At 37.5% G+C, this 26815-nt stretch carries 24 protein-coding genes and 2 riboswitches; of the genes, 4 read left to right on the forward strand and 20 right to left on the reverse strand.

Going from position 1 to position 26815, the window contains the following annotated elements:
* Window positions 1–5: 5 nt before the first annotated feature.
* A complete protein-coding gene (locus tag U859_RS0126185; RefSeq protein ID WP_025146204.1) occupies window positions 6–485 on the reverse strand; it encodes a GAF domain-containing protein in 480 nt (159 codons plus the stop codon).
* 129 nt (window positions 486–614) lie between these two features.
* On the opposite strand from U859_RS0126185, the gene U859_RS0126190 reads away from it, so the two are divergent.
* Both U859_RS0126190 and U859_RS0126195 read left to right on the forward strand, forming a co-directional pair.
* Complete coding sequence (locus U859_RS0126190; protein WP_025146205.1) at window positions 615–1310, forward strand: DUF3291 domain-containing protein; 696 nt, start codon at window positions 615–617, stop codon at window positions 1308–1310.
* A gap of 15 nt (window positions 1311–1325) precedes the next feature.
* Entirely contained in the window at window positions 1326–1577 is a 252-nt protein-coding gene (locus U859_RS0126195; RefSeq protein ID WP_025146206.1) for a hypothetical protein, read from the forward strand.
* A gap of 540 nt (window positions 1578–2117) precedes the next feature.
* On the opposite strand, the gene U859_RS0126200 is transcribed toward U859_RS0126195, so the two are convergent.
* From U859_RS0126200 to U859_RS0126270, 14 genes are all read right to left on the reverse strand, one after another.
* Window positions 2118–2450, reverse strand: a complete 333-nt coding sequence (locus tag U859_RS0126200; RefSeq protein ID WP_025146207.1) for a Dabb family protein — start codon at window positions 2448–2450, stop codon at window positions 2118–2120.
* Window positions 2451–2543: 93 nt separating this feature from the next.
* Window positions 2544–3050 carry a YMGG-like glycine zipper-containing protein gene (locus U859_RS0126205; protein WP_025146208.1) on the reverse strand — a complete coding sequence of 169 codons (507 nt, stop codon included), beginning with the start codon at window positions 3048–3050 and terminating at the stop codon, window positions 2544–2546.
* Window positions 3051–3181: 131 nt separating this feature from the next.
* Window positions 3182–3907, reverse strand: coding sequence for a diphthine--ammonia ligase (locus U859_RS0126210; RefSeq protein WP_025146209.1), 726 nt, complete (start codon window positions 3905–3907; stop codon window positions 3182–3184).
* Window positions 3897–4589, reverse strand: coding sequence for an SIR2 family NAD-dependent protein deacylase (locus tag U859_RS0126215; protein ID WP_025146210.1), 693 nt, complete (start codon window positions 4587–4589; stop codon window positions 3897–3899). The genes U859_RS0126210 and U859_RS0126215 overlap by 11 nt, the downstream gene beginning before the upstream one ends.
* A complete protein-coding gene (locus tag U859_RS0126220) occupies window positions 4589–5179 on the reverse strand; it encodes a hypothetical protein (RefSeq protein WP_025146211.1) in 591 nt (196 codons plus the stop codon). Before U859_RS0126220 ends, U859_RS0126215 begins: the two co-directional genes overlap by 1 nt.
* 2 nt (window positions 5180–5181) lie before the next feature.
* Window positions 5182–6117 carry an ABC transporter substrate-binding protein gene (locus U859_RS0126225; protein WP_025146212.1) on the reverse strand — a complete coding sequence of 312 codons (936 nt, stop codon included), beginning with the start codon at window positions 6115–6117 and terminating at the stop codon, window positions 5182–5184.
* Between the two features lie 258 nt (window positions 6118–6375).
* On the reverse strand, window positions 6376–6966 hold the full coding sequence (locus U859_RS0126230) for a DUF6580 family putative transport protein (protein WP_025146213.1): 591 nt from the start codon (window positions 6964–6966) through the stop codon (window positions 6376–6378).
* A 40-nt stretch (window positions 6967–7006) separates the two neighbouring features.
* Entirely contained in the window at window positions 7007–8875 is a 1869-nt protein-coding gene (locus U859_RS0126235) for a TonB-dependent receptor plug domain-containing protein (protein ID WP_025146214.1), read from the reverse strand.
* A gap of 97 nt (window positions 8876–8972) precedes the next feature.
* A riboswitch (cobalamin riboswitch) is annotated at window positions 8973–9167 on the reverse strand.
* A gap of 320 nt (window positions 9168–9487) precedes the next feature.
* A complete protein-coding gene (locus U859_RS0126245) occupies window positions 9488–10591 on the reverse strand; it encodes a DUF5074 domain-containing protein (protein ID WP_025146215.1) in 1104 nt (367 codons plus the stop codon).
* A gap of 16 nt (window positions 10592–10607) precedes the next feature.
* Complete coding sequence (locus tag U859_RS0126250) at window positions 10608–11540, reverse strand: hypothetical protein (protein ID WP_025146216.1); 933 nt, start codon at window positions 11538–11540, stop codon at window positions 10608–10610.
* A 55-nt stretch (window positions 11541–11595) separates the two neighbouring features.
* Window positions 11596–12729, reverse strand: coding sequence for a PKD-like domain-containing protein (locus U859_RS0126255; RefSeq protein WP_025146217.1), 1134 nt, complete (start codon window positions 12727–12729; stop codon window positions 11596–11598).
* Between the two features lie 43 nt (window positions 12730–12772).
* Window positions 12773–13894, reverse strand: coding sequence for a YncE family protein (locus U859_RS0126260; RefSeq protein WP_025146218.1), 1122 nt, complete (start codon window positions 13892–13894; stop codon window positions 12773–12775).
* A gap of 10 nt (window positions 13895–13904) precedes the next feature.
* On the reverse strand, window positions 13905–15038 hold the full coding sequence (locus U859_RS0126265; protein WP_051584785.1) for a YncE family protein: 1134 nt from the start codon (window positions 15036–15038) through the stop codon (window positions 13905–13907).
* On the reverse strand, window positions 15035–17071 hold the full coding sequence (locus U859_RS0126270; protein ID WP_051584786.1) for a TonB-dependent receptor: 2037 nt from the start codon (window positions 17069–17071) through the stop codon (window positions 15035–15037). The genes U859_RS0126265 and U859_RS0126270 overlap by 4 nt, the downstream gene beginning before the upstream one ends.
* 94 nt (window positions 17072–17165) lie before the next feature.
* Window positions 17166–17361, reverse strand: a riboswitch (cobalamin riboswitch).
* A gap of 84 nt (window positions 17362–17445) precedes the next feature.
* Between U859_RS0126270 and U859_RS0126280 the strand changes: the two genes are divergently transcribed.
* Together U859_RS0126280 and U859_RS0126285 are read left to right on the forward strand one after the other, a co-directional pair.
* Window positions 17446–18693 (forward strand): serine hydrolase, encoded by a 1248-nt coding sequence (locus U859_RS0126280; RefSeq protein ID WP_025146222.1) that lies wholly within the window; start codon window positions 17446–17448, stop codon window positions 18691–18693.
* A 105-nt stretch (window positions 18694–18798) separates the two neighbouring features.
* Complete coding sequence (locus U859_RS0126285; protein ID WP_025146223.1) at window positions 18799–20202, forward strand: sigma-54-dependent transcriptional regulator; 1404 nt, start codon at window positions 18799–18801, stop codon at window positions 20200–20202.
* Between the two features lie 169 nt (window positions 20203–20371).
* Here U859_RS0126285 and U859_RS0126290 read toward each other — a convergent pair whose 3' ends face one another.
* The 5 genes from U859_RS0126290 to gatB form a co-directional block, all read right to left on the reverse strand.
* Window positions 20372–22162 (reverse strand): chloride channel protein, encoded by a 1791-nt coding sequence (locus U859_RS0126290; RefSeq protein ID WP_025146224.1) that lies wholly within the window; start codon window positions 22160–22162, stop codon window positions 20372–20374.
* Window positions 22163–22238: 76 nt separating this feature from the next.
* The gene (locus tag U859_RS0126295) at window positions 22239–22961 is read right to left on the reverse strand and encodes an RluA family pseudouridine synthase (protein ID WP_025146225.1); all 723 of its coding nucleotides are present in this window, start codon (window positions 22959–22961) and stop codon (window positions 22239–22241) included.
* Window positions 22962–23315: 354 nt separating this feature from the next.
* Window positions 23316–24005 carry a response regulator transcription factor gene (locus U859_RS0126300; RefSeq protein WP_025146226.1) on the reverse strand — a complete coding sequence of 230 codons (690 nt, stop codon included), beginning with the start codon at window positions 24003–24005 and terminating at the stop codon, window positions 23316–23318.
* Between the two features lie 103 nt (window positions 24006–24108).
* Window positions 24109–25221 (reverse strand): TlpA disulfide reductase family protein, encoded by a 1113-nt coding sequence (locus U859_RS0126305; RefSeq protein WP_025146227.1) that lies wholly within the window; start codon window positions 25219–25221, stop codon window positions 24109–24111.
* The gene (gatB, locus tag U859_RS0126310) at window positions 25221–26678 is read right to left on the reverse strand and encodes an Asp-tRNA(Asn)/Glu-tRNA(Gln) amidotransferase subunit GatB (RefSeq protein WP_025146228.1); all 1458 of its coding nucleotides are present in this window, start codon (window positions 26676–26678) and stop codon (window positions 25221–25223) included. The genes U859_RS0126305 and gatB overlap by 1 nt, the downstream gene beginning before the upstream one ends.
* Window positions 26679–26815 lie beyond the last annotated feature (137 nt).

The following is a 26815-nucleotide window of genomic DNA, read 5'->3' on the forward strand; positions in this document are numbered from 1 at the left end:
ATGAATTATCTGTTTAATAAAATATTGATAACCTGCTCTAAATAAATATGATCTGTTGAATCAAATTTATTAAACACTTCACTATCTACATCAAGCACACCAATTACTTCATCATTAACAATTAAAGGGAGAACGATCTCAGACTTTGAAGCTGATGCACAAGCAATATGCCCAGGAAATTCATCCACATCGGGAACGATGATGGTTTGCGCTTCAGCCCAGGAAGCACCACAAACACCTTTTCCTTTTTTAATCCTTGTGCAGGCCACCGGACCCTGAAAAGGACCAAGCACCAGCTCATCCTGCTTAACCAGATAGAAACCTACCCAAAACCAACCAAACTGCTCTTTAAGTGCTGCAGCAACGTTTGCCAGGTTAGCGATAAAATCTGTTTCGCCACGCAACAAAGCTTCAATCTGAGGAATAATGGATTGATATTGTTCTTCTTTCGAAGTATCTCTGGTAATAACTAAATCTTCTGCCATTTTATTTTTTGTGTAATTCAAAGTTAATCATGATTTGTGAGATGTACAGAAACTTTGGTTTTAATGACGAAAATTTGAACGATAAGCTATCTTTAAATTCCTTAGTTTTGGCAAATCAACCACTAATTTATGATTGTAGCATTAACCATTACCAAATTCCGTGGCTTCACCATCCCTTTTGCCTTTATTGGGATGGCGATTCTCAGGATTCCATTATGGCTAAACAAACGCTGCAGATTTTGGAAACTGATGGGTAGCGGTAAAGATGCACAGGTAGACCTGCCTCCTGACTATAAACACTGGGCGATATTAACTACCTGGGATAACCGGGAAGATTACAACACCTTCTATCATGAGTCATTTGCAATGAAATGGTTTAATTTCTTTAGTATTGAAAGCTTTACGATCTTACTTAAGCCTTTATCAAGCCATGGCTTATGGTCAGCAAAAGAACCATTTAAGGTACAAAAAACAGATCAAAACCATAGTGGTAAAATCGCTGTGATTACCAGGGCTGCCATCAGGTTTAATAAGTTAAAAGAATTTAGGCACAATGTGAAAAGGGCAGCGGACGCCATGAGAAACGCTCCTGGTTTTATTCTTTCGGCTGGCATTGGCGAAAATCCATTTTTTGACCAGGCTACGTTTTCCATCTGGGAAGATGCGGAAAGCATGAAGGCTTATGCTTATCAATCACACGATCATTCAGATGTTATTAAACTTACCAGGGAGCGCAAGTGGTATAAAGAAGAGCTGTTTGCCCGTTTCGGGATAATCGATAGCTGGGGATCATTAAACGGCGTTGAAATCAATACAAATAATTAAAAATAAAACTAAAGCATGAGAGTAGTAGCAGAACTTCCACACCCGGAATGTAAGATTACCATTTTTTCGATGAACCAGAAATTTATCATCAAGTTTGAACAGGGCACTTTTGAACAAAGTTATAAATTGGCAGAACTAGACCTGAGTGGAGGAGGTGTAAATGATGTGTTCGAAATTTTGGATGAAGAATTTATTCAGACTGTTATTGCAAAGTTTAAGATTATGCGTACTGACTTTACAGCGGCATACAAGAGGCATCAATATTAGAGAATAAATGCGTAATTTCCTGATATTAAGTTAGTTAATTATTAAATCAGAATTATATTTTGAATTTTAAGGTATTTTAGGACAATTAATATGACCTTATAAAGAGTTTTTATTTATACAAACAAGCATAACTCACTGATATATTGGTTTTTAAAATCATTCACAAAATATAATTTCGCACTGTGATTTCGCCAAATAAATGGGAGGTTTAGTGATTTTAAGATGAAATTATGATTAGAGATAAGCTTAAGATCATTCACCTAACAACAGCTTGTCCTGCCTTGTAAGCATTAGCAAAACTCCAAATTAGAAAGATCGTCATTGCGAGGCACGAAGCAATCTTACAACGACCGATACTAGCGCCCGCATTAAGATTGCTTTGTCGGCTGAAAAAGCCTTCTCGCAATGACGATCCATCGAAACGTATCATCGCCTTAAATCAGTGTATTATTCCAATTGATTTTTGATGCAATAAATCATCCCTCAGATAACATTACTAAAAACCTAAACAGTCGGTCGTTCTAATTAACTAAATGAGCTTTAAACAGAAACTACCGTATCGTGCACCACTACCCTGTACCAGTTTTGAGAGAATTTTTCAACCGCATCTAAATGTGTTTTATCTTCCTGATAAGCATTGTGATCTGCAATGTTTGCAAAAGTAATGGTAAGCGAATAGGTAAATGAATTATCGGTAACTGGGCGCACAGGCGTATTGGCAGCTAGACCATAACTTAGGGTTTTAATATATTTAATCGGTTTTAAGCTTTCGAAAAAGTTAGCAAAGTTTTCTATTTCATCTTTGGTAAGTTGTGGTTTTAACCAGAACATTACAAAATGTTGAATCTGGCCTTTATCTGCGGTTTCTGTCATGGGATCTTTTTTCGCTAATATATTAAACCTTTTTTACTGGGCATAAAAAAGTCCCGATGTAAACCGGGACTTTAATATTTTGATTAAAACTTATTAGTTTTTAGGTTGCACACGGCCAGATTTTCTGTCTTCGCCTCTACCGATTAAATAACCGCCACCAGCTCCAACTAATCCGCCAATAATAGCACCTCTGCCTTTTTTCTTATCGATTAAAGCACCACCAACAGCACCACCAACTCCACCGATTACTGCACCTTTAGCAGCATCACTCCAGCCTTTTTTCTTTGCAGTTGGTTGCGTACCACCATAAGCAGCACTTGAACTACCACCCGAACCCGAGCTTGCATAAGATCTTGACGATGCTGCTCCTGCTCTTCTTGCTGCTACTAATTCTGCCTGGTGTTTAGCTTCTTTTTCCTGCTCTACTTTTGCTGCAGCAGCTTTATTAAAGCTATCTAATCTTAAACTATCTTTTACGGCTTTAATAGCTAATTGTTTTTCTGCCTGTTGTTGTTTTAATGCTGCTTCTTCTTTTGCTTTATTGTTACATGCAAACAAAACAGATGAACTTAATGCGATTACTACCAATATCTTTTTCATAACATTTAATTTTTACATGACGCTTGTTCAGCTACCTAACCTCGCTAAACAGGTTTCATTTGGGATGTGTGATTTAGTTAATTATATGTAGTAAAGAAAAAATGATGCCAAAATGTTTTGAAAATGAAAAATTATGGCAATAAATCGATATACCAGAAGCCGGAAAGTGTTGTGGATGAGCAAGGTGAATCATCATCCGTTGTTTTTTGGGCAGGTGCATTATAGGTGCGGAATACCTGCTCTCCGATGGTGAATGGCATTTTATTCTTGAAAACAGGTCCTTCAAAAGCGAAAGTATGAAACTCTCCGTTTTCGCCACAAGGGTCGATATCTGCAGGAAGTTTGCTGATTAAATCCATACTGATTACTTTTCCACAAATGCTTTCCAGATTTTGTTGTACGCAGACTATGATGGTTTTATAGCGCAGGTTTAAGAATTCTTCTATCAGATTTTTCGTGTTTTTCTGCCATAAAGGGAAAATTGCCTGAAGGCCAATTTCAGCCAGTTTATTTTCGCGGTATTGGCGAAGGTCTTCTAAAAAGATATCGCCAAAAATAGAATGGGTAATACCTTCTTCTTTGAATTTTGTTAAATGCTTCTTCATGGCACTATCATAAGTATCCATATCAGGCATTTCGCCCAGGCGGATCTGATGCAATGGGATACCAATGCTTTCGGCCTGTTTAATTAACAATGCTTCTCTAACACCATGCATGGAAACACGGTTATATTTTTCAGTAACTGTAGTAACAAGGTAACGGATTTCGATGGTTGGATCCTGTAAAACATAATGAAGTGCCAAAGTACTGTCTTTACCTCCGCTCCAGTTAAAAATACAGATTTTTTTATCGGGCATTGGCTAAGATTGCTTTAAGTTCGGCTACACCTTCTACGGCATTTTTTTCAATATTGATCACGTTTTTATACCGCTTTACATCTGGTATGCGGGGATCGATGATGTATTTATCTACAACAGAGGGCACAAAATCGATTAAGCCCGCAGCAGGATAAACAGCTAGTGAAGTGCCGATCAGCACAAATATGTCGGCCTGTTTGCAAATTAGTGCAGCCACATCGATCATCGGTACAGCTTCGCCAAACCATACTACATGAGGCCTGAGCTGAGATCCCAATTCACATAATTCGCCCATTTTGATTTCTGTTCCTTCTATGGGATAGGTTAAATTAGGTCGTAAATCGGACTGTGATCTGGTAATTACCCCATGGAGATGGGTAACTTTGGTAGAACCAGCCCTTTCGTGCAGGTCGTCAATATTTTGGGTGATGATCTCCACGTCGAAATCTTTTTCGAGTTCAGCCAGTAATTGATGGGCTTGATTAGGCTGGGCAGCTAAAACCTGTTTTCTTCGCTCATTATAAAACTGCTGAACCAATTCCGGATCTTTTTCCCAGGCTTCGGGGGTAGCAACATCGTAAACATTGTAACCTTCCCATAATCCATCGGCATCCCTAAATGTTTTTAACCCACTTTCGGCGCTGATCCCTGCTCCTGTTAAAACAACCAGTTTTAATTTCATTATTTAATATTTTTAATTCCTGCTGATCTGAAAAGCTTGGCAAGAAGTTCGTATTTCCCAAAACAGGTATCGTATAAAGACGGTCCGTGTGTACCCTTATATCTGTCATTTACCCATGTACTATATCCTGTTTGAGAAAAACAAATGTTGATTGCGGCAATTGCATTATTATTCTCATCGAGATAAACAATTGCATTCTCAGCTGTTTTACATTCGAAAACTAAAATCTTTATCGGATAACCTTTATATTTATAATTAAAGAGCGTTTTGTTCAATGAATCAGTTTCCTGACTTGACAGCAAGTGTTTTTCTTTTATAACTTCATCGTTCAACAACCCGTTTTTAAAATATGGTGTATGATTAGATGTGTCAGTATTCTTAAAAGATATGTATAAAATTTTCTTCGCGAAATTATAAAAATCCGTTTTTCTAATCCGTTTAAAATCAGTTGCTTTTCCATCATGTGATTTCAACACACACTTACAAGCTTCTATATATTCTGCTACTGCAGAATCTGTATATTTTTTATCCTGCGCTTTACCAAATGAATAAATAAAAATACTAATAAGCGTTAAAAAGAGATATTTCATTTTTAGGACTGGTAGTCTTTTACAGTATCTAGTTTTACAAATTTTTCAGCAATATTTTCCTCAGCTTTAAAAATTTCCGGATGGAACATACAGGCTAAAGCTTCAATACCTTCTACCAAAGTGCCGATGCTTGGCTGAGTAAACATATCGAAATCGGCAATATAAACCTGATTGCTTTTTACCGCTTCAAGATTATCCCAACCTGGTTTTGATGTCAATAGTTCCATTTCTTCCATGCTTCTTTTCTTATCGAAACCACATGGAGCAATCACCAAAACTTCGGGATTGTATTTTAAAATTTTATCCCATTGGGTAACAATAGAATCACCGGCAGGATTTGAAAGCATATCTACCCCACCCGCAGCAGCAATTTGAAAAGGAATCCAATGACCACAATTATAAATCGGTTCGATCCATTCCATCAGCATCACCCTTTTTAAAGGTGCGCGGTTTGCCCTGAGTTGATCTAAAATACAATCAGTTTTCTTTTGTAAACCTGAAAGATAATTTAAGGCCACTTCTTCTTTGCCTAAAGCTTTTGCAATCGTAATGGCGCATTCAAAAACATCCTGAAGGTTATTGGGTGATAGAGGAACGAGCGTAGGCTGCTTGCTAAGCTTCATTACGGCAGTTTCGGTGCAAACGGTATCGATGTTGCAAACCTCGCAGATATCTTGTGTAAAAACCACATCGGGTGAAATACTTTCTAAAAGCTCATCATCTACCCAATACAAACTTTTGCCCTGTGCTTTCGAGGCCGAAAATATACGGTCGATTTCGATACTGGAATAATTTTTACCCTCTAATATGCAGCGAACAACCTTTGGCTGATCGGCAGCTTCTTTAGGACATTCGAAGGTTACGCCATATAGGTATTCTTGTAAACCCATATCGTAGATCATTTTAGTGGCAGCGGGTAAAAAGGAAACGACTTTCATCTCAATATTTTTTATGCGTCATCCTGAACTTGTTTCAGGATCTATTATTCTTAACGTCGGATACCCTTACGGTAAATCCAAATCGTTTTTATAAGAGCCTCCTAAGATAAATAAAATCTAATCGTCATGTTATTAAGATACTGAAATAAATTCAGCATGACGACTATTTCTAGGTTAAAAAAAATCCCCTTCTGAATTAAATCAAAAGAGGATTTCTGTTTATCTTTTATTTTGATTGGTGAGCCACCAACCAGGTAATTATAATTTTTGCGTTTGCAGTTTTAATACCGGGTATTTTGCTTTTAAGATTTCGAAAGCACCGAAAAGCAATGCGCCGTAGATTACTGTTCCTTCTAAGAATCTGATTTCGAATGGAATTGCTTTAACCAAACATGCCCAAAAACCTGCTAAATCTTGTGTATAGGCTGGATTTTTAAACCAAACACCGATGTCGCTCACAATCCAGTGGATTAAAACAATCACAAGGGTTGAAGCCAATAAATTTACCACGTTCACTTTTTTAAGCAATATCCTACCCACTAATACCATTAACGCGAATGCAATATAGGTCCAGTACCAGCCTTCGTATAAAAAGCCGCTGCTGTATTTACTAAAAATAGTGATTGATAAAATGAAATCGCTTAAAAACAAGCTCAATATTGGAAAGGCAAAAGCTTTAAGATGATCTTTAAAATATGCTCCTCCAAATAAAGCTACAGCTCCTATTGATGAGAAATTGGCAAACTTTAATTCATCAGAGTTGAATGTTACCAGCAAACGGAAAGCCGTTATGGCCAGAATCATCAGCAACAAAATTAAAGTGCGTGGATTAAATTTTAAATGAGACATTTTATTTTGGTTAATATTTATACTGCAAAGTTAAATTTTATTAGTGTATATTAAAAATTACGCCGGTATTAAAGTTGAAACCTAAGCTGTTGTAACCAATAATCTCATTGTATTTTTCGTTCAGGATGTTTTTGGCATCGAAAAACAGCTTTATGCGTTTTTTAGCCAAAGCATATTCTGCGTAAGCATTCAATAATTTATAAGCAGGTAAATTATCTACTGTATAGGTGGTAAAATTACCATCGGTACGCTTACCGAAATAACGATAGTTGGCGCTCACATATAAATTGCTGGTCGCTTGTGCACCTGCGGTGATTCCGAAAGTATGTTTTGGTCTGCGGAAAAGATAGTCGGCAACAGCATTATCAACAAAGTTGAATTCATTACCTTCTACATAAGCATAATAACCATTGATGTTAAACACACTGAATTTAACTGCTGGTTCAACTTCGAAACCTTTGGTTTTCTGACTTACCTGGTTAATGTATCCGTTAGGGTAAGCATAAATGATAGCATCGGTTAAATCGCGTTTATAACCTGCTAAACGTAAGCTAAATTTATCATCAGCCAAGCTAAAATTAACACCAGCTTCATAATTCTGAGATTTTTCAGGCTTTAAGTCCAGATTTGCACCAAACTGACCAAAAAGCATGTTCAGCGTAGGAACTTTAAAAGCTGTTGAAACCGTTCCGAATAATTTTATTTCTTTAATAATGTTGATGCTTGGGGTAACTGAGTAAGTATAGTTTTCGCCATATTGTTCGTGTTTATTGTAACGTCCGCCAACTTCAAGATTAAATACACTTAAATCGTGTAAAAACAATGATCCGTAAGCGGCAAAAATGTTGGTTTCCGGTTTATTGGTTGCCGATGATAATTTCATTACACGGTTATCGATACCCACCAATAAATCGAGTTTATTGCCCAATTTTTGGTTGTAGAATAAATCCAATAATGATACACGGCCTTCGTTAACACTAGGGTATTGGCTGTGCGCATCATTTCTTGTACTTTCAAAACTATAATTCAAGGTTACTTTACCGGTTGCAAATTCATATTTGGCATTGGTACCTGCAGCAAAGTTTTTCAGAATCGAATAATTGTTTGCATCGGTAAAAGCGCCTCCATCAAACTTGTAATTGCCATAATAATAACGCACAAATGGATTTACAGAAAAGTGATTATCCAGTTTGATCCCGAAATTTGCATTCAACGCATCGGTTTTAAATCCGTCTTTATCAAATGCCGCTGTACTGCCTACTGGTGTAGCCGCTTCAGAAATTCCATCGGTTTTGGCATGGGTATAGTTAATGTTATACGAAAACCCCTCAATACCACCATTTAATCCAATGGTTCCTTTGTAGGTTTCGTAACTGCCTGCACTGGCCACACCATATATAGTATTTCCTTTAGGTCCACCTTTTTTAGTGATGATATTGATTACCCCAGCAACGGCATCAGAACCATAAATGGTAGACTGACCGCCCCTTAAAATTTCGATGTGATCAATCTGATCGATAGAAATCAATCTTAAATCGAATGCGCCTCCGTTTCCTGATGGATCGTTTTGCACAATACCATCAATTAAAACCACGGCATAAGCACTTCCTGCGCCTCTAAAAAACACCGATTTGTTTAATCCCGGATTGCTGCTTGAGCCTGCTACAATAATCCCTGCCTGCTCGCTAATAAGTTCAGGCAATGATTTACCATTACTGCGATCCAATACTTCGCGACTGATGATGGTAACCACTTTACCGGTTTGTGATTGTTTCTGGTCATTTTTAGTTGCGGAAATTACAACATCTTTGAGCTGCAAACTGTCTTGAGTTTGAGCATTAGCCACCTGGCCAATCATTAACTGTGCGAGCCCCAGCCCTGCTACAGTTAGCATACTTTTTTTGTTCATTTGATTGTGAGTTTTGCCCACAGCCAACAGATTAGAAAAGGAAATGAAAATACGAACAACGTTAATATCTCAATCCTAGCTTCAATCCCCGAAAGCTATGAAATTAAACGCTAAAGGCAGGTCTTCTGACTTACTCCCGGTTTTCTGTCTTCCCGCTCAGTAGTTACTTGGGCAGTGACTTATAGATTGAAAAACGTTACAGAGCTTACAGCTGCGGGACAGTTACAGATTTTCACTGTATTCCCTTTTAATCCCGGTTGTAAGGCCGGAAACCAAAAGCAGTGCAAAGGTAGTAAAAAGAGCTGATAGCGGAAAGCGACGGGCGAAGAGCGAATTGAAATACAATTTAGGGGATAATACCTAGCGAGGCATTCCAGTGGCGTAAAATAATTATTAGATGGACTAAGAAATTAAAGATTTTTTTTTGGAAATGAAGGTTGGTAATCCTTTGGAAACAACAGTCCCGTTATCCGCTGTAGCTCCGATAAAAATCGGAGGCTGCCGCTATTACCGGGTTTATGAACGAGGGCTTGTAGTATTAAAATCAAGCGTCATAAAAAAGGCCTGCAACGATGATTTGCAGACCTTTAACATTTGAGGCATTATAATATTTTAATGGAAGATGGCTAAATCATTAAAAAATATCTTTGTAAAATCGGTAGTAACGCCATCTCCGCCATATTTAACTTTTTTAACTAAAGTACCTGTTGATGCATTATAGATTAGTAAGTAGTTTACAGTAGAAGCTGCTCCATAGCCCTGAATTCCGTTTACCACAATATAATCTTTGTTTTTATCGTAACGGATAGCGCCGTAAACCATAAAAGGATTTTCGGTAATGGTGATGAAAGGTTGCGCTAATGATGATACATCACCATCTACATATTTATAGATTGTTTTTCCTGAATGATAAAAAATTGCATTTTCTTTCGTTGAAGCCGTAATGCGGGTTGGTTCATCAAAAAGAAAGATACCTATTGGCACTTTTAAGGCAACACCTGTTGTATCCAGATTTTTATCGATGGCTATTAAACGACTACCAGTGGAAGTCCAGACTTTACCGTTTGGTGTTTGCGCAAAACCACGATTAATATTCGAAAAACTTTTTATTAGTGAATAGTTATTTGCAGATACAATTTTAGCACCATTACTCTGCAACAGATAAATATAGTTGTCTCTTTTCCACATCTCACTCGTATTTAAAGCGCCAACACTCGTAAGTTTATTTTGCACAGCCAATGTATTCAGATCAATCTGGTAAACACCATCATTTGCACTCACAAGACCCCTATTTCCATCAACTTGTATGATACTTCTCCAGTTGCTGGCTTCCTGTACATACCTTGCTTCTTCTTTTAAGGTATATTCATTTATTTTTACAATCGGGCCGTTAACCTTGCTCATTAAATAAATGCTTCCGTTTATTATCGAAGCGAACTGCAACGTACTGGTTTTAGCCGCATTTGATAATATTTTACCTGGGTTTTCCTTTTCATAAGCCCTGATATTAAGCGTATCATCACCATAACGGTAAAAGCTCACTGCACCTGAATTCTGTGCATAAGAACCCTCTCCGATTACAAAAAAGCCGTTATCATATTTACCTGCAACCGGATCTATCTGCAGGTTTTCTACATTGTCTTTTTTACAAGAATATAATCCTGTAGTTAAAACGAATGCCCCGATCAGTAGTTGTTTAAAGTTTAATTGTTTCATTCTAATATGGTGTTATTTATTTCTTTAAAAGTTTAAGGTCTATCGCTCCACCGAATTCTGTTGAAATTTCACCCAGGTATCGTGAACGATCATTATTATTATCCGGACTAAAAGGATTTCCATTACTATTTTGCCCGGTGTACACTTTTACAAAATCAATAGCAGTGAGATTTACTTTTTTTCCCGCGGCATCAACTGCCCAATCAATGTCAAAGGTGTTGTATCCCCTTCCCAGCGACTCTTGCAAAGCGATGTACTCACTTGATCCATTATCCGAATAGCCAAAAGCGAAAGGTTTGTTGGTGATGATTTCGCCAGGGTTAAGTGTGTTTTTAAGCAAAGTTCCGGTAAAAGAAATTTCATTAGCAGTTGCCCATGAAGGAAAATAATCCTGTGCATGGAACTGATTTCTCAACACCAATCCTTCTTTTCCCTGATTATCCGTCCAGCGGATATCATCAGTTATTTTTGAGGGTTTGTAATAGGTAATTTTATAGTTTTTGATGCTGGTTGAGGCATTGTATTCACTTCCGGCAAGTTCGTACCAAATATCATCAGGTAATCCATTTTTGTTTACATCCTGCATTACAGACACAATGCCTGGTTCTGAGAATTCCATATCTACACCAATTAACGGATTACCGTAAATGCCAAGATCGGCTCCGGCTGCATTGGTAACGCTATGATCGAAACCAAATACGATAAAACCTCCATAAGCACCAAGTGAAACCAGGCCATTACCGGCACTACCGATTAGTATATCGGTTTTAACAAGATCGTTGGTAAACTGCCCTGGCGCCTGCTTAAATTCGTATATTTTGCTTAAATAAGGTGATTGAGTAGCAACAGGCTTTTCCCCATCGCCTTCTTTTTCAACTGCACTTTCTTTTTTACACGAAAAAAGCACAGCTGATAAAAATGCGAAGGTTATTATAAATTTTGTTTTCATATTAAGATTATTGAATTAGAGAGCGTTAATTCAGTATAATCTTTTTCTGCGAAAGCTATTTGATGCCTAAATCCATTGCACCTTTAACTTCGGTGGATATTTCTCCTAAAAGTGTGTTTCCTTTTTCCCGCTGACCAGTGTAAACCTTTACGAAATCAATGGTATTTAAAGCGATTTTCTTTCCGTTTTTATCAACTGCCCAATCTAAATCGAAGCTATTATATCTTTTAGTGGCATAATCATCATCTATCGACCAGCTGTCGGTATAACCCCACGGAAAGGCGCTATTAATAAAAATACTTCCGTTTTTACCCCAGGTAGATGGAAGCATGGTTCCTTTTAGTGTTAATTTTTCCTGGTCGGGTGCAAATTCAGGGTAAAAATTATGTTTGTGAAAATTGTTTACATCATAAGTGCCACTATTGCCTTGATTATCTGTCCAGCTTACATTGGCAAAACCTTTCGGATTGGTATAAGTGATTTCGTAATTTTTAATGGTTAATGGATTGTTGTATTCGCTACCGGCCAATTCATACCATTCATCATCAGGTTTACCGTTGCCGTTTACATCCTGGCTTACCATCACGATACCTGGCTCGGCCCATGGGGTTGTACCACCGATTGGGTTACCGTAAATGGCCAGATCGGCACCGGTATTGTTTACTACAGAGTGGTCGAAGCCAAAAATAATGTAACCACCAAAGCCACCTAAGCTGATGAGACCGGTTTTGCTTACATCGCCAATAATTTTTTGTGCACCTGCAAGGCTTCCTAAACTTTCGTTAACAAACTGGCCTGGAGCTGGCAGGTAATCGAAAACCGTGGTGATAAATTTGGTACTGTTTGGCGTAATCTCTACCACAGGAACTGGAACAGTAACGGTATATTTATGAGAAAATGAACCCACACTATTGCTCGCCTTATATTCAATTACATAAGTGCCGGCTGTGGTTGGAGTAAAGCTATAATTGTAAACTTCACTTACCACTTTACCATCAAGTTTCCATTGATGGTTAAATCCTTTACCGTTATTTGTTCCGGCGGCAAAAGCAACTTTAGTATTTACTTTAGCCGTCATGGTTTCCCCTTTAATAGCGAGATTTACATCAGGAGCCGATTCATTATCTTTTTTACAACTGTAGATCAGGGTTGCAATACCGAGCATTACTATTAGATAACTTTTTTTCATGTGTTATTATTATATATTGTTATTTAGATGTTTCTATTTATTCTTACTTATAATTGTAGTTGAATACAGCATGCTGTGGTAATCCGGCAGTTTCGAAACTGAATTTTACCTTTCCATCTGTCCCGATACAATAAGCAAATCCCTGGCTATTGTTGTAATTATTGGCATCAGCTACTATTACCTCTTTGTTAAATGGATTAATGGTAATTCCATAAATGGTATTGATTACTTGTCCGCTGGTGATTAAACTTGCACCAAGTGCCCCGCTGGTGGTATTTAGTGCTTTGATATCAGGGTTACTGTATACATCTTTTGATACATAAGCTGTGGAACCGCTGATAACGATAGCGCCCAGATCATAATTGTAAGAAGCAGTTTTAGTGTCGCTGGTACTGTTGATCCTATCAAGCGAAGGATTATTATTGATGATATAATCGTTCCAGCACACCACGAATAAATCACCATTATCAGCAGTTTGTATTCTTACCGGATTATTGTTTACGGTAATATCTTTTGTTTTGGTAAAGGTTGCGAGATCGATAACTGATACTTTATTTTTAGCACCGTTCTGGTAATATGGATGTGATGAATTGCATACATAAAGCTTTCCATTAGCTACAGCCAGTTGCTCCAAACCTTCTGACAACATAATTTCTCCATCAATTGCCATTGATGCGGTATCGATACGGCTTACTTTTCCATCATAACGCGATACGTAAGCCTTATCTTTATAAAAAGCTACAAATCTTGGGATATAACCATCGGTGGCCGAATTGAATGAAATTCTTTTTAGTGATTTACAGGTTTTGGTATCGATAATATCCAGAAAAGATTGTTTGCTCCCTTGAATACCTGCCACAACACAGTACATCTTACTTCCATACTGCTCCAAATCATTTGCAGTTTCTCCAAGTGATACACCGTTTACCTGTTTGTAGTAATCGGCAACCGTAGTATTGGCGGCAATATCATGGTAAGAAATTGCACTGTTACCATTACCCATAAGCCCTTCGCAAAGCATATAAACGCCTTTAGTGCCAGAGATTACTGGAACTTTTGCTACCGGTATTTCCGGTTCTTCCACGCTTTCCTTTTTACACGATGAAACGAGCAAAACTGCCGTGACCAGAATAATTAAACTGTTGTTTTTGTAAAGATTTCTCATATGATTAGATTTAATTTGTAAATGCAATGTGAGCTGGAATGTCGCCCGTTGTAACCGACCATTTTAAGCGACCACCCGGGCTGTAGCAATGTAATTTGCCAGGTGTTACATAATCTTTGGCATCGGTTACATACACATCTTTACTGTTGGGGTTAACTGCAATGCCGTATGGAATTTTAATATTCTTTTCAGTACCATCAATAATAAATTTACGGTCCATCAATGTTTCATCTTTTACGTTGATCATTGAGTAAGTAATGGTATTTTTCTGTTCAATATAATTCCATTCGGTGGCGTAGATGTAAGCATAATCATCATCTATGGCCAAATTGCTCGCAGCAATGTCGAATACCTTTTTAATTTGGTCGGTTTGGGTATCAATTACAAAAAGCTTTGAAGGGATATTGTAGTAATCGCCACGCGAGGTAACATACAAATCACCATAACGGTCGGCCTTTATGCGGTGAAGGTTAATGGCCACTTCAATCCGTTTAATTTCTTTAAAACTAGGCAGATCAATCACTGAAACAGTATGTTCATAATCAGGCGGACTGTAACCGCCAGAATTGGCCACATATAATTTGCTACCAATAATAGCCATTTCTTCAGGTTGCCTACCCACTTCAACAGTACGATTTACACTTAAAGCCGTTGTATCTATTTCGGCTACAATACCATTTGGTGCTTTAGGATCGCCAACTTTACCCAAATAGGCACTTACGTAAGCCTTTCCATTACTAAAGGTAACATAGCGACAGTTGGTAATATTGATCTGACCGATTTTTTTACCAGTTTTAACATTTAAAACTTCTACTTTATTGGATACGTTAACCACAACATAAAGTTTGGTTCCATAACGGCCAATATCATTCCCAACATCACCTAAACCTTTGGTTACTTCCGGATTTACCTGGTTGTACAAATTGCGGGTATAAATGCCATTCACCAGATCAAGGTAATCTAACGAGGCTTTATTCATATTCATATTGCCCTCATTAACTAAGTAAAAACCTTTAATGGCCGAAGTTGGCTCTGGCTCTACCTTTGTGACTTCGGAAGGCAAAGGCTTTGGATCTTTTCTGCAGGAAGTAGTAATTGCCCCTAAAAAAGCTAATATATATATCGAAAATTTTAGCGACCTCATAATTTATAATTTAAGGTTAACCTGTAGTTTCTTCCGGGCATAGGGAAATTCGGGATAATATCAAATTGCTGATTAAGCAGGTTATTTACCTCGCCATTCACACTTACGCTTCCTTTTTTCAGTTTAAATTCATAACCAATTGCAGCATCATGGGTATACCACGGTTCCATATAGTTTTCTATAATATTTGCTTTTTGATTGTAACGAAAACCGGTGTAAATGAAACTATAGTTTGCCCGCCAGTGGTGATAATCCAGCCTCGTTAAAAAAGAGCCGCTGTTTTCTGGTATGTAAGGAATCTGGTCTTTATACTGATCCTCTAATTTTGAAGTAATATCTATGGCTTTTTGACAGGTGTACGTAAGGCCAAGGTTCACCATCAGATCGGTAAAAGGTTCAAATGCTGTTTTTGCATTGATTTCTAAACCACGGATATCAACCAGACCAATGTTGTACATAATCCATCGGTATAAGTTTGCACCTGGTTGTGCTACAATTTTGTCTTTTACACGGTTATAATAAACATCAGATTGGATATCGATAAACTTTAATTTCTGGTTTTTAAAGTTTTTAAAATAGGTTACACCAACATCATACTGTTTGGCATACTCAGGCCTTAATAAAGTATTGCCGATGAAAGTATAGTACAGATCGTTAAATGTTGGCATTCTGAAGATATCCTTATAAAAAGCGCGGATTCTGATGTCCTTATCTTTTAGCAGTTTCCAGGAAAGCATAACCGTTGGACTAAAAACCTGTTTATCACCTGATGAAGAATAAACTTTTACCCGGTCAATTACGGTGGTACTTAATATACTTGCCTTTACATTAAGCTGATCGAACGTTAACGATGAACTTAAAACATTTAAAAAGGTATTTCTGGTGGGATAAGCAAACCTGTAAATATTAGCATCTAAAGTCTGGTAAGTAAAATCAGATGCGTAAGCGGCTTCCCATATCGAATTGATTTTATATTTACCAGAAACGGAGAAGTAAGCTTCCTGTTCTTTAAAACGGTTATCTAAAAGTCCTGTGGTAGTTACAAAATCAGGATCCAGGTAGCGTTGGTATGCATAACTGTATTTTCCATTAACAAGAATTCTCAGTTTACTGGAAAGTTGTTTTTCTGCACTTCCCTGAACAAAAAAGTCACGGTCCCAGATTCTCTGTGTAAAATCAAACCTATTGGATACAATCGCACCGGGCAGGCCTCTCTCTGATAAAAATGAGTAAGCCTGTGCCTGCCATTTTCCATCTTTAAATTTACCAAACAATGCTGCCTGAAGGCGAAAACGTTCTACGTCAGCATTATTTCTTACCGCTGTTGTATCGTAAACCCCATTGGTGGATCTAAATTTGTATTTTCCGTCAGCATGTATATATTCGGTATTGATACTGGCGTTCAAATGGTCATTAACCTGATACTGATAAACCAATGTTGGATTGATGAGACCGAAGGATCCGCCTTTTAACCCCAATTCTAATTGTTGATGCTGATTTTTTTCAAATTCAGGTACCCTGGTTTTTAGGTAAATGCTACTGGCCGAGGCATAAGCCCTGGCCGGCAGAAGCAGTTCTGGCTTTTGTCCACTATATAAAGAAATTTCTTCAAGGTTGTTCAGTGAGAATTTCCCCAGATCTACCTGACCGTTCTGCGCATTGCCAATCTGGATCCCATCTAAAAAAACAGCGGTATGGTTGGTACCTAAACTGCGCACATTAACGGTTTTTAAACCACCTATGCCTCCATAATCTTTTAACTGTAAACCCGAAAAATAACGGAGGGCATCGGCAACCGAAAGGCTGTTCATCCTTTTAAGGTCTTCGCCCGATAATATCTGGAGCGGTGTAGGTGATTTACTCTGCTCAGTTAACCGGTATTCCCTAATCCGGATCTCCTTAAGTTGCGTGCTTTTCTTTGTGCTATCTGTTTGTGCCCAGGTATTTAAAGGCAATAAAAACCCTGTCCACAGAATAGAAGAAAATATAAAAAACCGCATTGTGCCCATATAGGCAGAATGTTTTTTAATCATTTTGATTGTGAGTTTAACCCACAGCCAACAGATGGAAAAGAAATGAAATACGAAAATACGCTTTACTTCACCCCTAGCTTCAATCCCCGAAAGCTATGAAATATAATGCTAAGGCAGGTCTTCTGACTTACTCCCGGGTTTCCGGCCTTCCCATCCCAACAAGTTGGAACAGTGGCAGATTGATTGGAAATCCGTTAAGGAGCTTACAGCTGCGGGACAGTTACAGATTTACACTGTATTCCCTTTTAATTCCGGGTGTAATGCCGGAAACCAAAAGCGCTGCAAAGGTAATAAAATTAAGCAACATGTAAAATGGATGATGGAAAACGGTCTTTATAACAGAAAAAGCTAAATTAGGAAACAAATTTTCAACCATGAAAGGGATTTTAATTATTGCATTTTCTTTGATCAGCTTATCTGTTATGGCGCAAAAAACCGATACCGTTTTCCTGAAAAAATTGATGGAAAGCAAACCTGAACTTTTTTCTGCTGTGCTCAATCATCCGGATCATAACCAGGTGCAGATTCTTTATACTCAGGTAAACCGCGATGCGAGGAATAACCCCACATTTAAAACCTTCAGTTATCAATTAGATCCGCATCACTATTTTTATCCTGCCAGCACGGTTAAGCTTGCTGCGGTAATTTTCGCCTTAGAAAAGGTAAACCGGTTAAAAGGTACTGGCCTGACCGTTAAAAGTACCATGATTACCGACAGCACCTATAAAGGACAGACCAAAGTTTTAAAAGACAGCAGTGCTAAAAACGGTTTACCTTCTATTGAGCATTATGTTAAAAAGATCCTGCTTACCAGCGATAACGATGCATTTAACCGTTTGTTTGAATTTATTGGCCGGGCAGAGATTAACGAAAAACTAAAAACAAATGGTTTAAACGATAGCAGGATCTTGAACCGTTTGGCCATTGGCGATGCCGGCGAATCGGCAAAACACACTAACCTCATTAAATTTTATAATAACGATAAGTTAATATACGATCAACCGGCACAATATGATCCAAAAGAATATGAACTGCAATTAAGCAACCTTGTTATGGGTAAAGGTTATATGGACAGCACCGATAAACTGGTGAATAAACCATTCAGTTTGGCAGGAAAAAATGCATTCGCCATAAACGATCAACAAAAGTTAATGCAGAAACTGATTTTCCCGGAAGCTTTCGCAGTTAAAGAAAGATTTAACCTTACTGCAGATGATTATAAGCTGATTTATACCTATATGAGCAAATATCCAACAGAAAGCGATTTTCCTAAGTATAATCCTAAAGAATTTTGGCCTACCTATGCAAAAATGCTTTATTATGGACGCGAGCAGGTAACACCGGATCCAAACATCAGAATTTTTAATAAATATGGCGACAGTTATGGTTATATCATCGACAATTCTTATTTCGTCGATTTTAAAAATGGAATAGAATATTTCTTAACCGCAGTGGTGCAAAGTAATGAAGATGGCATTTTCAATGATAATAAATACGAATATGATGCGGTTTGCTTTCCTTTTATGAAAAACCTTGGCCGTACCATATACGATCTGGAGTTAAAAAGAACCAGAAAACATAAACCAGATCTGAGCAAATTTAAAATGGATTATAATCATTAAAACCTTTCCCCTACTTAATGGTTTATAGCCTATAAATTGTATAAAAAACTATACATTAATTAAAAAATAATATATTCGCATCTGAAATAAAAGAATACATCTCTAATGGCTAAACTATTAATAATTGACGATGAACGTGCGATAAGGAGTACCTTACGCGAAATTCTGGAATATGAAAATTACGATGTTGAAGATACCGATAACGGTATTGATGGACTCGAAATGATCAAAAAAGGAAATTTCGATCTGGTACTTTGCGATATCAAGATGAATAAAATGGACGGGATGGAAGTGCTGGAACAGGCACAGATTATTAAGCCTGATCTGCCTTTCATTATGATTTCCGGTCATGGAACAGTTGAAACCGCCATCGAAGCCAGTAAAAAAGGAGCTTTCGACTTTATTTCGAAACCACCAGATTTAAACCGTTTGCTGATCACCGTACGAAATGGTTTAGACCGTGGGAATTTAGTTACTGAAACAAAGGTTTTAAAACGTAAAGCCAGCAAAACCCGCGAAATTTTAGGCGAATCAGAAAGCATTTCTAAAATTAAGGAAACCATAGAACGTGTTGCTCCTACTGAAGCCCGGGTATTAATTACCGGAGCTAATGGTAGCGGTAAAGAATTGGTAGCCCGTTGGTTACACGAAAAATCGAACCGTGCCGATAGCCCTTTAATTGAAGTAAATTGTGCGGCAATCCCTTCAGAACTAATTGAAAGTGAATTATTTGGCCACGAAAAAGGTTCATTTACCTCAGCTGTTAAACAGCGTATCGGTAAATTTGAACTGGCAAATGGTGGAACTTTATTTTTGGATGAAATTGGCGACATGAGCCTGTCAGCCCAGGCAAAAGTTTTACGTGCCTTACAGGAACATAAAATTTCGCGTGTAGGTGGTGAAAAAGAAATTGAAGTAAATGTGCGTGTTTTAGCGGCGACCAATAAAGATTTATTAAAAGAAATTGAAGATGGTAATTTCCGTATGGATTTGTACCACCGGTTAAATGTAATCAATATCCATGTTCCGCATTTAACAGAACGTACGGATGATATTCCTGTAATTGCACAGAACTTTTTAGAGAGTATTTGCAGCGATTATGGAATGCCGGTTAAGAAAATAAATGATGGTGGAATGGCCGCATTACAGGCTTTACCATGGACAGGTAACGTACGTGAATTGCACAATATGATTGAGCGATTGATCATATTGAGCGATAAGGTAATTACCGAAAATGATGTACGTGCATTTGCCAACCCAGGCGGCGGAACAAATATTGGTGCTGCAACCAGTGCGCAGATTGCCGGAGCAGGTGGTTCTGCATTAACCTCTTCTTTTGATTCATTTAATAATTTCCAGGATTATAAAGACCACGCAGAGCGTGAATTTATCAAATTTAAACTGGAAAAAAACAATTGGAACGTATCAAAAACTGCTGATGAAATTGATATTCAAAGAAGTCACTTATACAGTAAAATAGAGAAATTCGGCTTAAAGAGAGCGGAATAAGTTGAAAAGTTTGAAGGTTAGAATGTTTAAAGGTTCTCCGGACAACATTCCAACCTTTTTTATTTTAGCTGAGATGTTTTAAAGGTTGAAGGTTGCAAGGATTTCCGAGCTAGATTAAACGTTATAACACAACATTTCAACTTTACAATATTCAACATTCCAACCCTTCTTACCCCATATAATCATTCTGCCTCATCAGCAATGCCCTGTATTTATTAAAGATTGCTGTTTTAGAAACAAAACCCAAATATTGGTTCTGCGCGGTTAATACTGGTAAAATCCATACATTATCCTGTTCCATTTTCTCCAGTACCATTTTAAGATCATCATTTTCTGTAATCGTATTTGGTGCAGGCTGAACCAAATGAGCAGCCATTAAGTTTCCTTTATCCGGATGATTGATCATCTCATTAAACAGCTCTTCAATATAGATAATACCTTTAAAATCACCCAATTCATCGGTAACCGCGCAAATATTTTTATGCGATTGCAAAATTTCATTCATTTTAACCGAAATCAGGTCATTCATCTGTAACTGAGGATAACTTTTCTCGATCAGGTATTTCAGTTTCATCTGGTTTAAAACCGTGGTATCCTTATCTTCATGGGATAATAATTCTCCTTTATCGGCCAGAGCTTTGGTATAAATGGAGTGTTTTTGCGAGCTTCGGTTAATGGCGTAAGAAATTGCAGTGGTAATCATCAATGGCACCATTAAAATATAGCCACCAGTAATTTCGGCAATCAGAAAAATACCCGTTAAAGGGGCGTGCATAATGGAACCTAAAGCCGCAGCCATACCAGCTACAATAAAATTAGATACGTTTAACTGAGCTATCCCCGAGAGGTTTACCACATAAGCAAAAATAAACCCGATTAAACCACCCATAATTAAACTGGGTGCAAACGTTCCACCATTACCGCCCGCGCCTAAAGTAACCAGTGTAGCGATCGATTTCATAAAAATGGTGACTACTGTAAATAGTATAACCACAGCTGAAATAGAGTTATAATCAGCAAAAATACTATTGTTGATTACCGTATGATAGTCACCTTTTAGCAAGCCTTTTATTGTGATGTATCCCTCACCATACAATGTTGGAAATAGGAAAACCAAAGCACCAAGCATTAAACCGCCTACAATAACCTTAGTATAAGGATGTTTTATTTTGTAGAATAATCCTTTTACAGCATAATTGGCTTTGGTAAAATAAATTGAGAATAAACCAATAAAACAGGCCAATATTACATAATAGAATAAAGCGTTTACTTTCCAACCTTCTGTAACTAAAAAGAAAAGCTGTTGGGTGTAAAATAACCTCGCCACTACTGCAGCTGTTGCGGCTGATAATAAAAGCGGTATAAAGGCTGGAATGGTAAATTCTGGCAATAAAATTTCGATGGCGAAAACAATCCCGGCCACAGGGCTATTAAATGCACCTGCTATACCTGCCGCAGCACCACATGCTACCAGCATGGTAATTTCCCGATAAGATAAGCCCAATAAACGACCAAGGTTTGAGCCTATTGCCGATCCACTGGTAACAATTGGCGCTTCCAATCCCGTCGATCCACCGAAACCAACGGTAACGGCTGCCGTTATGATCTGCGAATAAATATTATGGGCTTCTACCTTACTCGATTTTTTTGAAATGGCATAAAGGAGCGGTGTTAAGCCAGTTTCGAATTTTGTTTTGCGTATAAAGTATTTAATGTACAAAACAGTTAAAAAGATACCAATCATTGGAAAAATGAAATACAGGTAGTATTTATATTTCCAATGCCAATCAGACTGAAGAAATTCTTCGATGTGGTGGGTTAAACTCTTTAAAACTGCGGCAGCCAATCCGGCTAAAATCCCGACAATTACAGCAAGGATAATTAAGAAATTACGGTTTGATATTTTAGATTTTCGGTACTGGTTTATCTTATCAAGGTAATTTACAAATCTGATGTACATTCTATTGTTTTTTAATAGAGGGCGAATAACCCAAAAGTAACAAAAACAAAGCGATAAGCCAATTTAAAGGCTTCTTTTATGCATCAAATTTATCCAATAGCTTAATTAGGGTAGCAAAATCTTTTGGGTACGGTGCGTCGATTATTATATCCTGATCATCTAATCCTTTAAAAACCAAATGACGGGCATGTAAAGCAAAGCGTTTCATAATGGGTTGCTCCTCTTCGCCTTTGGTTAATTTATAACCTCTCTTAATTGAGGAAAGAAAAACTGGTTTTCCTTTGTACATATCATCACCAACAATGGCGGCCCTTTGCGTAGCCAGGTGAATTCGGATCTGGTGCATCCGGCCGGTTATAGGCTTACACTCTACCAAAGTATAATGTTTGTAATATTTTAAGGAGTCGAAAATGGTTTCTGCTCTTTTACCTTCTGCCCTATCAATGGTTACATTTTTATTGCCATCATTTAAGATTGGAAGATCAACCGTTAACTGATCAAAAATTACATGACCATCTACCACTGCATGGTAGGTTTTATTAACCTTTCTTCTTTCAAATTGCATGGAAGCATGACGATAGCCTTCAGGATTTTTTGCAATAATTAAAGCGCCAGAAGTTTCTTTATCCAAACGGTGACAAACCTGTGCATCATCACTGTATTGTTTCGCTAAGCGCAATACATTGGTTTCTCCAGACCCACCACGTTCATCGAGCGAGGCTAAAAATGGAGGTTTATTGATAACAATAAAATCGTTGTCTTCGAAAAGAATAAGGTCTTTAAAATTAGGAAACTTCAAACTGTGTGTAATTAATGAAGCGCAAAAATACGATTTTATTTTTTATTGGTTCAGAAATTAACCAAAGATAAAAAGGATGAACACAGATACGGAAAGGGAAAGATCCGCGATAGCATGACGGTTTTGACTTGAGTGCCGTCTTCCTGGCGCATTTTGTCATTCTGAATGCAGTGAAGAATCTTCAAGACATAGAATGTGTTGTAAAATAAAAGCATCGGAAAAAAGCAGCGGTATTTTAGCGGCAGAGCTAAAATGTAAGAGATTCTTCGTACCTCAGAATGACAGCATAAAAAAAACACAGATTAAGCACCAGAAAAAATCTGTGTTAATCTGTGTTTATCTGTGGTAAAAAAATTAAGACAACTCAAACTTATAACCTACTCCTTTTACAGTAGATACATAAGTTTCGCCCAATTTTTCCCTTAGTTTACGGATGTGAACATCAATGGTCCGGTTGGTTACCACTACCGAATCTTCCCAAATATTTTTAAGGATCGATTCACGGGTATAAACCTTTCCAGGTTTTGAAGCCAGCAGGTACAACAGTTCGAATTCTTTTTTAGCCAATACTACTTTATTTCCGCTTTGAAAAACCAGGTAAGCTTCGCGGTCGATTACTAAATCGCCGATTTCCAGTTTATTTTCAGATACTTCTTCTGTTCCGGTGTTTCTTCTTAATATCGCATTAATGCGGCTAACCAAAGCGCGTGGTTTAATTGGTTTTGCGATATAATCATCCGCACCAACATTAAAACCTGCTATTTCAGAATATTCCTCACTTCTGGCAGTTAAGAAAACCATAAAAGTGTTCTTAAATTCAGGAATTGCACGCATTAAACGGCAAGCCTCAATCCCATCCATTTTAGGCATCATAATATCCAGGATTATTAAATCCGGATGAACCTTTTTCGCAACAGTAATTCCTTCCTGGCCATTGGTAGCTGTGAAAACCTGATAACCTTCTTTTTTTAGGTTATATTCAATAAGCTCCAGAATATCTGTTTCATCATCAACAATTAATATTTTCTGACCTGCGTTGTTCATAGTTAAATATTTGTTACGAAAGTAGTGTCTATGATGCAATATTTAGTTAAGCCTAAGTTAAGAAATTGTTAATTACTTAAATTAGTTTAACATGGAATTTGTTTTAACGTAACGTTTTAGCTAAAAACGCTTCCAATTCGTCGCCACGCAGGTTTTTTGCTACAATTTTTCCTGATGGATCAACCAGGTAAGAAGTTGGGATGGCTTGTACCTGATATTTTTTAACCGTTTCGCCATTAAAATCTTTCAATTCCGAAACATGTGTCCAGGTTAATCCGTCTGCTTTTACCGCACCTAACCACGCTGCTTTGTCGGTATCCAGCGAAACACCAATGATATCGAAGTTTTTGCTTTTGTATTTATTGTAAACTTTAACTACGTTAGGGTTTTCCTGACGGCAAGGCTGGCACCACGAAGCCCAAAAATCGATCAGCACATATTTTCCTTTATAATCTGATAAACTTACTGGTTTATTATCTGCAGTATTAATAGTGAACGCAGGCGCAACCTGACCTACCTGAACAGCCTTTAATAAAGCCATCTGCTTTACAAAAGCATCAACTGTGGCATTACCTTTTATTTCTTCTTTAACTTCATCTGCAAACTGCACCAGTTCGGCTTCAAACTCCTGTGGACTTAAAGTATTCATCGCATAAAAACTTGCAAGTGTTCCTTTATTATCTTTCGCAAATTTAATGATCTGTGTATTTAGCTGATTGATATAAGATTCGTACTGTGGCTTCATCGATTCTAACACAGCAGCTCTATTTTGTGGTTGAGTTGCTACTTTTGCTTCAAAATCTGCCTGCAATTTTTCTACTTGCTTTGCAAAATTGTTTCTAATGCCATTTAATTCTGATAGTTTATCTACCTCATTTGCGCCCGAAATTTTGTAAGCCATCGTTTTATCTGCTATATCAGCTTCAAGTTTAATGTCGTCACCATTTTTTGCAATCAGCATAAATTCATGGTTACCTAACGATACCCTGAAAAAATCAACTGATGGAGTTTTACGTGTAAACTTAAATTCTCCCTTTTCAGATAAATTGGTCGAATCAATTGCAACCATATTGCTGTTTTGCATGCCATATAAAAACACTTTCTTCTCCGTTCCGGGATTTTTGAAAGTTCCATCAATGGTAAAGCTGTCTTTTGGTTTACATGCAGTGAAGGCAATCGCGATCAGCATGATCAGGCTCAATTCTTTTAGTCTCATTATTTCAGTTTTTCAAGTATTAATTCATTTAATTTTTTAGCATCGGCTTTACCTTTAGCTAGTTTCATTACATCGCCAACAAATAAACCTAAAACGCCTTTTTTACCTTTCTTATATGCATCTACCTGTTGTGGATATTTATTTAACACTTCATCAATAAAACCACTCAATTCATCTCCATTTTCAGAAATAAGCAAGTTCAATGATTGAGCAAGATCAGTAACATTTGTATTGCCCTGCTGTTCTAAAGCAGGTAATAATTGTTGAATAGCAATTTGCTGGGTAATTTTTTTATCATCAACCAGGTTAATTGCCTCAGCCAATTGTGGAGGATTTACATTAAAATCAGTGATGGCAATTCCTTTTTCATTTAAAACAGCCCTTATTGGACCAATTAACCAGTTGATCAGGCTTTTTTTATTGTTTACAAGAGATTGCGCTTCGTTAAAGTAATTTAGCAGATCCAAATCCTCTGCAAATAATGCTGCATCGGCCTTGCTGATTCCAAATTCAGCAATCATTTGCTTGGAAATTTCATTTGGCAGAGCCGGCATTAACGATTTGATCTCTGCCAGCCATTCATCCGAAATATGAATAGGCTGTAAATCAGGATCAGAAAAATAACGGTAATCGTTGGCTTCTTCTTTCGTACGCATTGGAGAAGTAGTGCCTTTATCAGCATCAAAATTCAAGGTACTCTGGATAATCCGTCCACCATTATTGATCACCTCTACCTGACGGCCAAATTCAAAATCCATAGCCCTACGTACGTTGCGCATTGAGTTTAGGTTTTTTACTTCGCAGCGGGTGCCAAACTCAGTAGTACCCTGCGGACGTATTGAAATATTGGCATCGCAACGCAAACTGCCCTCTTCCATGTTGCCATCACTCACATTTAAATGCCTTACCAGTTTCCTGATTTCGCTCAGTAATACCGAAGCTTCTTCCGAACTGCGGATATCTGGCTCGGTTACAATCTCAATCAAAGGTACACCGGCACGGTTTAAATCAACCAGCGAATAGTTATCATCCTGATCGTGGATGCTTTTACCAGCATCTTCTTCTAAATGGATCCGGTTAATACCGATCTTTTTTGTAGAACCATCAGCAAGCTGAAGTTCCAAAAAGCCATTTATACATATCGGCTGATTGTCCTGTGTAATCTGATAGCCTTTTGGCAGATCGGCATAGAAATAATTTTTTCTATCGAAATGGTTAACCTGGTTGATGTTGCAATTTAAAGCCAGACCAATACGGATGGCTTTTGCTACCACTTCTTTATTAAGCTTAGGTAATGCACCAGGCAAGGCTAGTGAAACAGTTGATATATTTTGATTAGGCAAAGCCCCGAAAGATGCACTATCAGCAGAAAATATTTTAGTGTTTGTATTTAACTGAACGTGTATTTCCAGTCCTGAAACGAGTTCGTAATTGTTTTCGGATGTTCCTAAACTCATATAAAAATGATGCCTTTAAATGTATTATGCAGGCAAATATAGTTAAAGAATGTTAAAAGAGATTGCCGCAATTAAACTACGCTGTAATGGAGATGTCTATTTCAGTAATTAAACACACACAAGAAACCTTTAATTAA

Source organism: Pedobacter jeongneungensis, from assembly GCF_000633455.1.
GTDB lineage: Bacteria > Bacteroidota > Bacteroidia > Sphingobacteriales > Sphingobacteriaceae > Pedobacter > Pedobacter jeongneungensis_A.

Bases quoted from the DNA above. Each gene is read 5' to 3' on its own strand.
- U859_RS0126210 (WP_025146209.1), bottom strand. From the start codon at position 3,907: ATGCCCGATAAAAAAATCTGTATTTTTAACTGGAGCGGAGGTAAAGAC.
- U859_RS0126265 (WP_051584785.1), bottom strand. From the start codon at position 15,038: ATGAGGTCGCTAAAATTTTCGATATATATATTAGCTTTTTTAGGGGCA.
- U859_RS0126200 (WP_025146207.1), bottom strand. From the start codon at position 2,450: ATGACAGAAACCGCAGATAAAGGCCAGATTCAACATTTTGTAATGTTC.
- U859_RS0126190 (WP_025146205.1), top strand. From the start codon at position 615: ATGATTGTAGCATTAACCATTACCAAATTCCGTGGCTTCACCATCCCT.
- gatB (WP_025146228.1), bottom strand. From the start codon at position 26,678: ATGAGTTTAGGAACATCCGAAAACAATTACGAACTCGTTTCAGGACTG.
- U859_RS0126230 (WP_025146213.1), bottom strand. From the start codon at position 6,966: ATGTCTCATTTAAAATTTAATCCACGCACTTTAATTTTGTTGCTGATG.
- U859_RS0126205 (WP_025146208.1), bottom strand. From the start codon at position 3,050: ATGAAAAAGATATTGGTAGTAATCGCATTAAGTTCATCTGTTTTGTTT.
- U859_RS0126305 (WP_025146227.1), bottom strand. From the start codon at position 25,221: ATGAGACTAAAAGAATTGAGCCTGATCATGCTGATCGCGATTGCCTTC.
- U859_RS0126250 (WP_025146216.1), bottom strand. From the start codon at position 11,540: ATGAAAACAAAATTTATAATAACCTTCGCATTTTTATCAGCTGTGCTT.
- U859_RS0126270 (WP_051584786.1), bottom strand. From the start codon at position 17,071: ATGATTAAAAAACATTCTGCCTATATGGGCACAATGCGGTTTTTTATA.
- U859_RS0126285 (WP_025146223.1), top strand. From the start codon at position 18,799: ATGGCTAAACTATTAATAATTGACGATGAACGTGCGATAAGGAGTACC.
- U859_RS0126300 (WP_025146226.1), bottom strand. From the start codon at position 24,005: ATGAACAACGCAGGTCAGAAAATATTAATTGTTGATGATGAAACAGAT.
- U859_RS0126245 (WP_025146215.1), bottom strand. From the start codon at position 10,591: ATGAAACAATTAAACTTTAAACAACTACTGATCGGGGCATTCGTTTTA.
- U859_RS0126195 (WP_025146206.1), top strand. From the start codon at position 1,326: ATGAGAGTAGTAGCAGAACTTCCACACCCGGAATGTAAGATTACCATT.
- U859_RS0126225 (WP_025146212.1), bottom strand. From the start codon at position 6,117: ATGAAAGTCGTTTCCTTTTTACCCGCTGCCACTAAAATGATCTACGAT.
- U859_RS0126220 (WP_025146211.1), bottom strand. From the start codon at position 5,179: ATGAAATATCTCTTTTTAACGCTTATTAGTATTTTTATTTATTCATTT.
- U859_RS0126215 (WP_025146210.1), bottom strand. From the start codon at position 4,589: ATGAAATTAAAACTGGTTGTTTTAACAGGAGCAGGGATCAGCGCCGAA.
- U859_RS0126280 (WP_025146222.1), top strand. From the start codon at position 17,446: ATGAAAGGGATTTTAATTATTGCATTTTCTTTGATCAGCTTATCTGTT.
- U859_RS0126255 (WP_025146217.1), bottom strand. From the start codon at position 12,729: ATGAAAAAAAGTTATCTAATAGTAATGCTCGGTATTGCAACCCTGATC.
- U859_RS0126260 (WP_025146218.1), bottom strand. From the start codon at position 13,894: ATGAGAAATCTTTACAAAAACAACAGTTTAATTATTCTGGTCACGGCA.
- U859_RS0126235 (WP_025146214.1), bottom strand. From the start codon at position 8,875: ATGAACAAAAAAAGTATGCTAACTGTAGCAGGGCTGGGGCTCGCACAG.
- U859_RS0126290 (WP_025146224.1), bottom strand. From the start codon at position 22,162: ATGTACATCAGATTTGTAAATTACCTTGATAAGATAAACCAGTACCGA.
- U859_RS0126185 (WP_025146204.1), bottom strand. From the start codon at position 485: ATGGCAGAAGATTTAGTTATTACCAGAGATACTTCGAAAGAAGAACAA.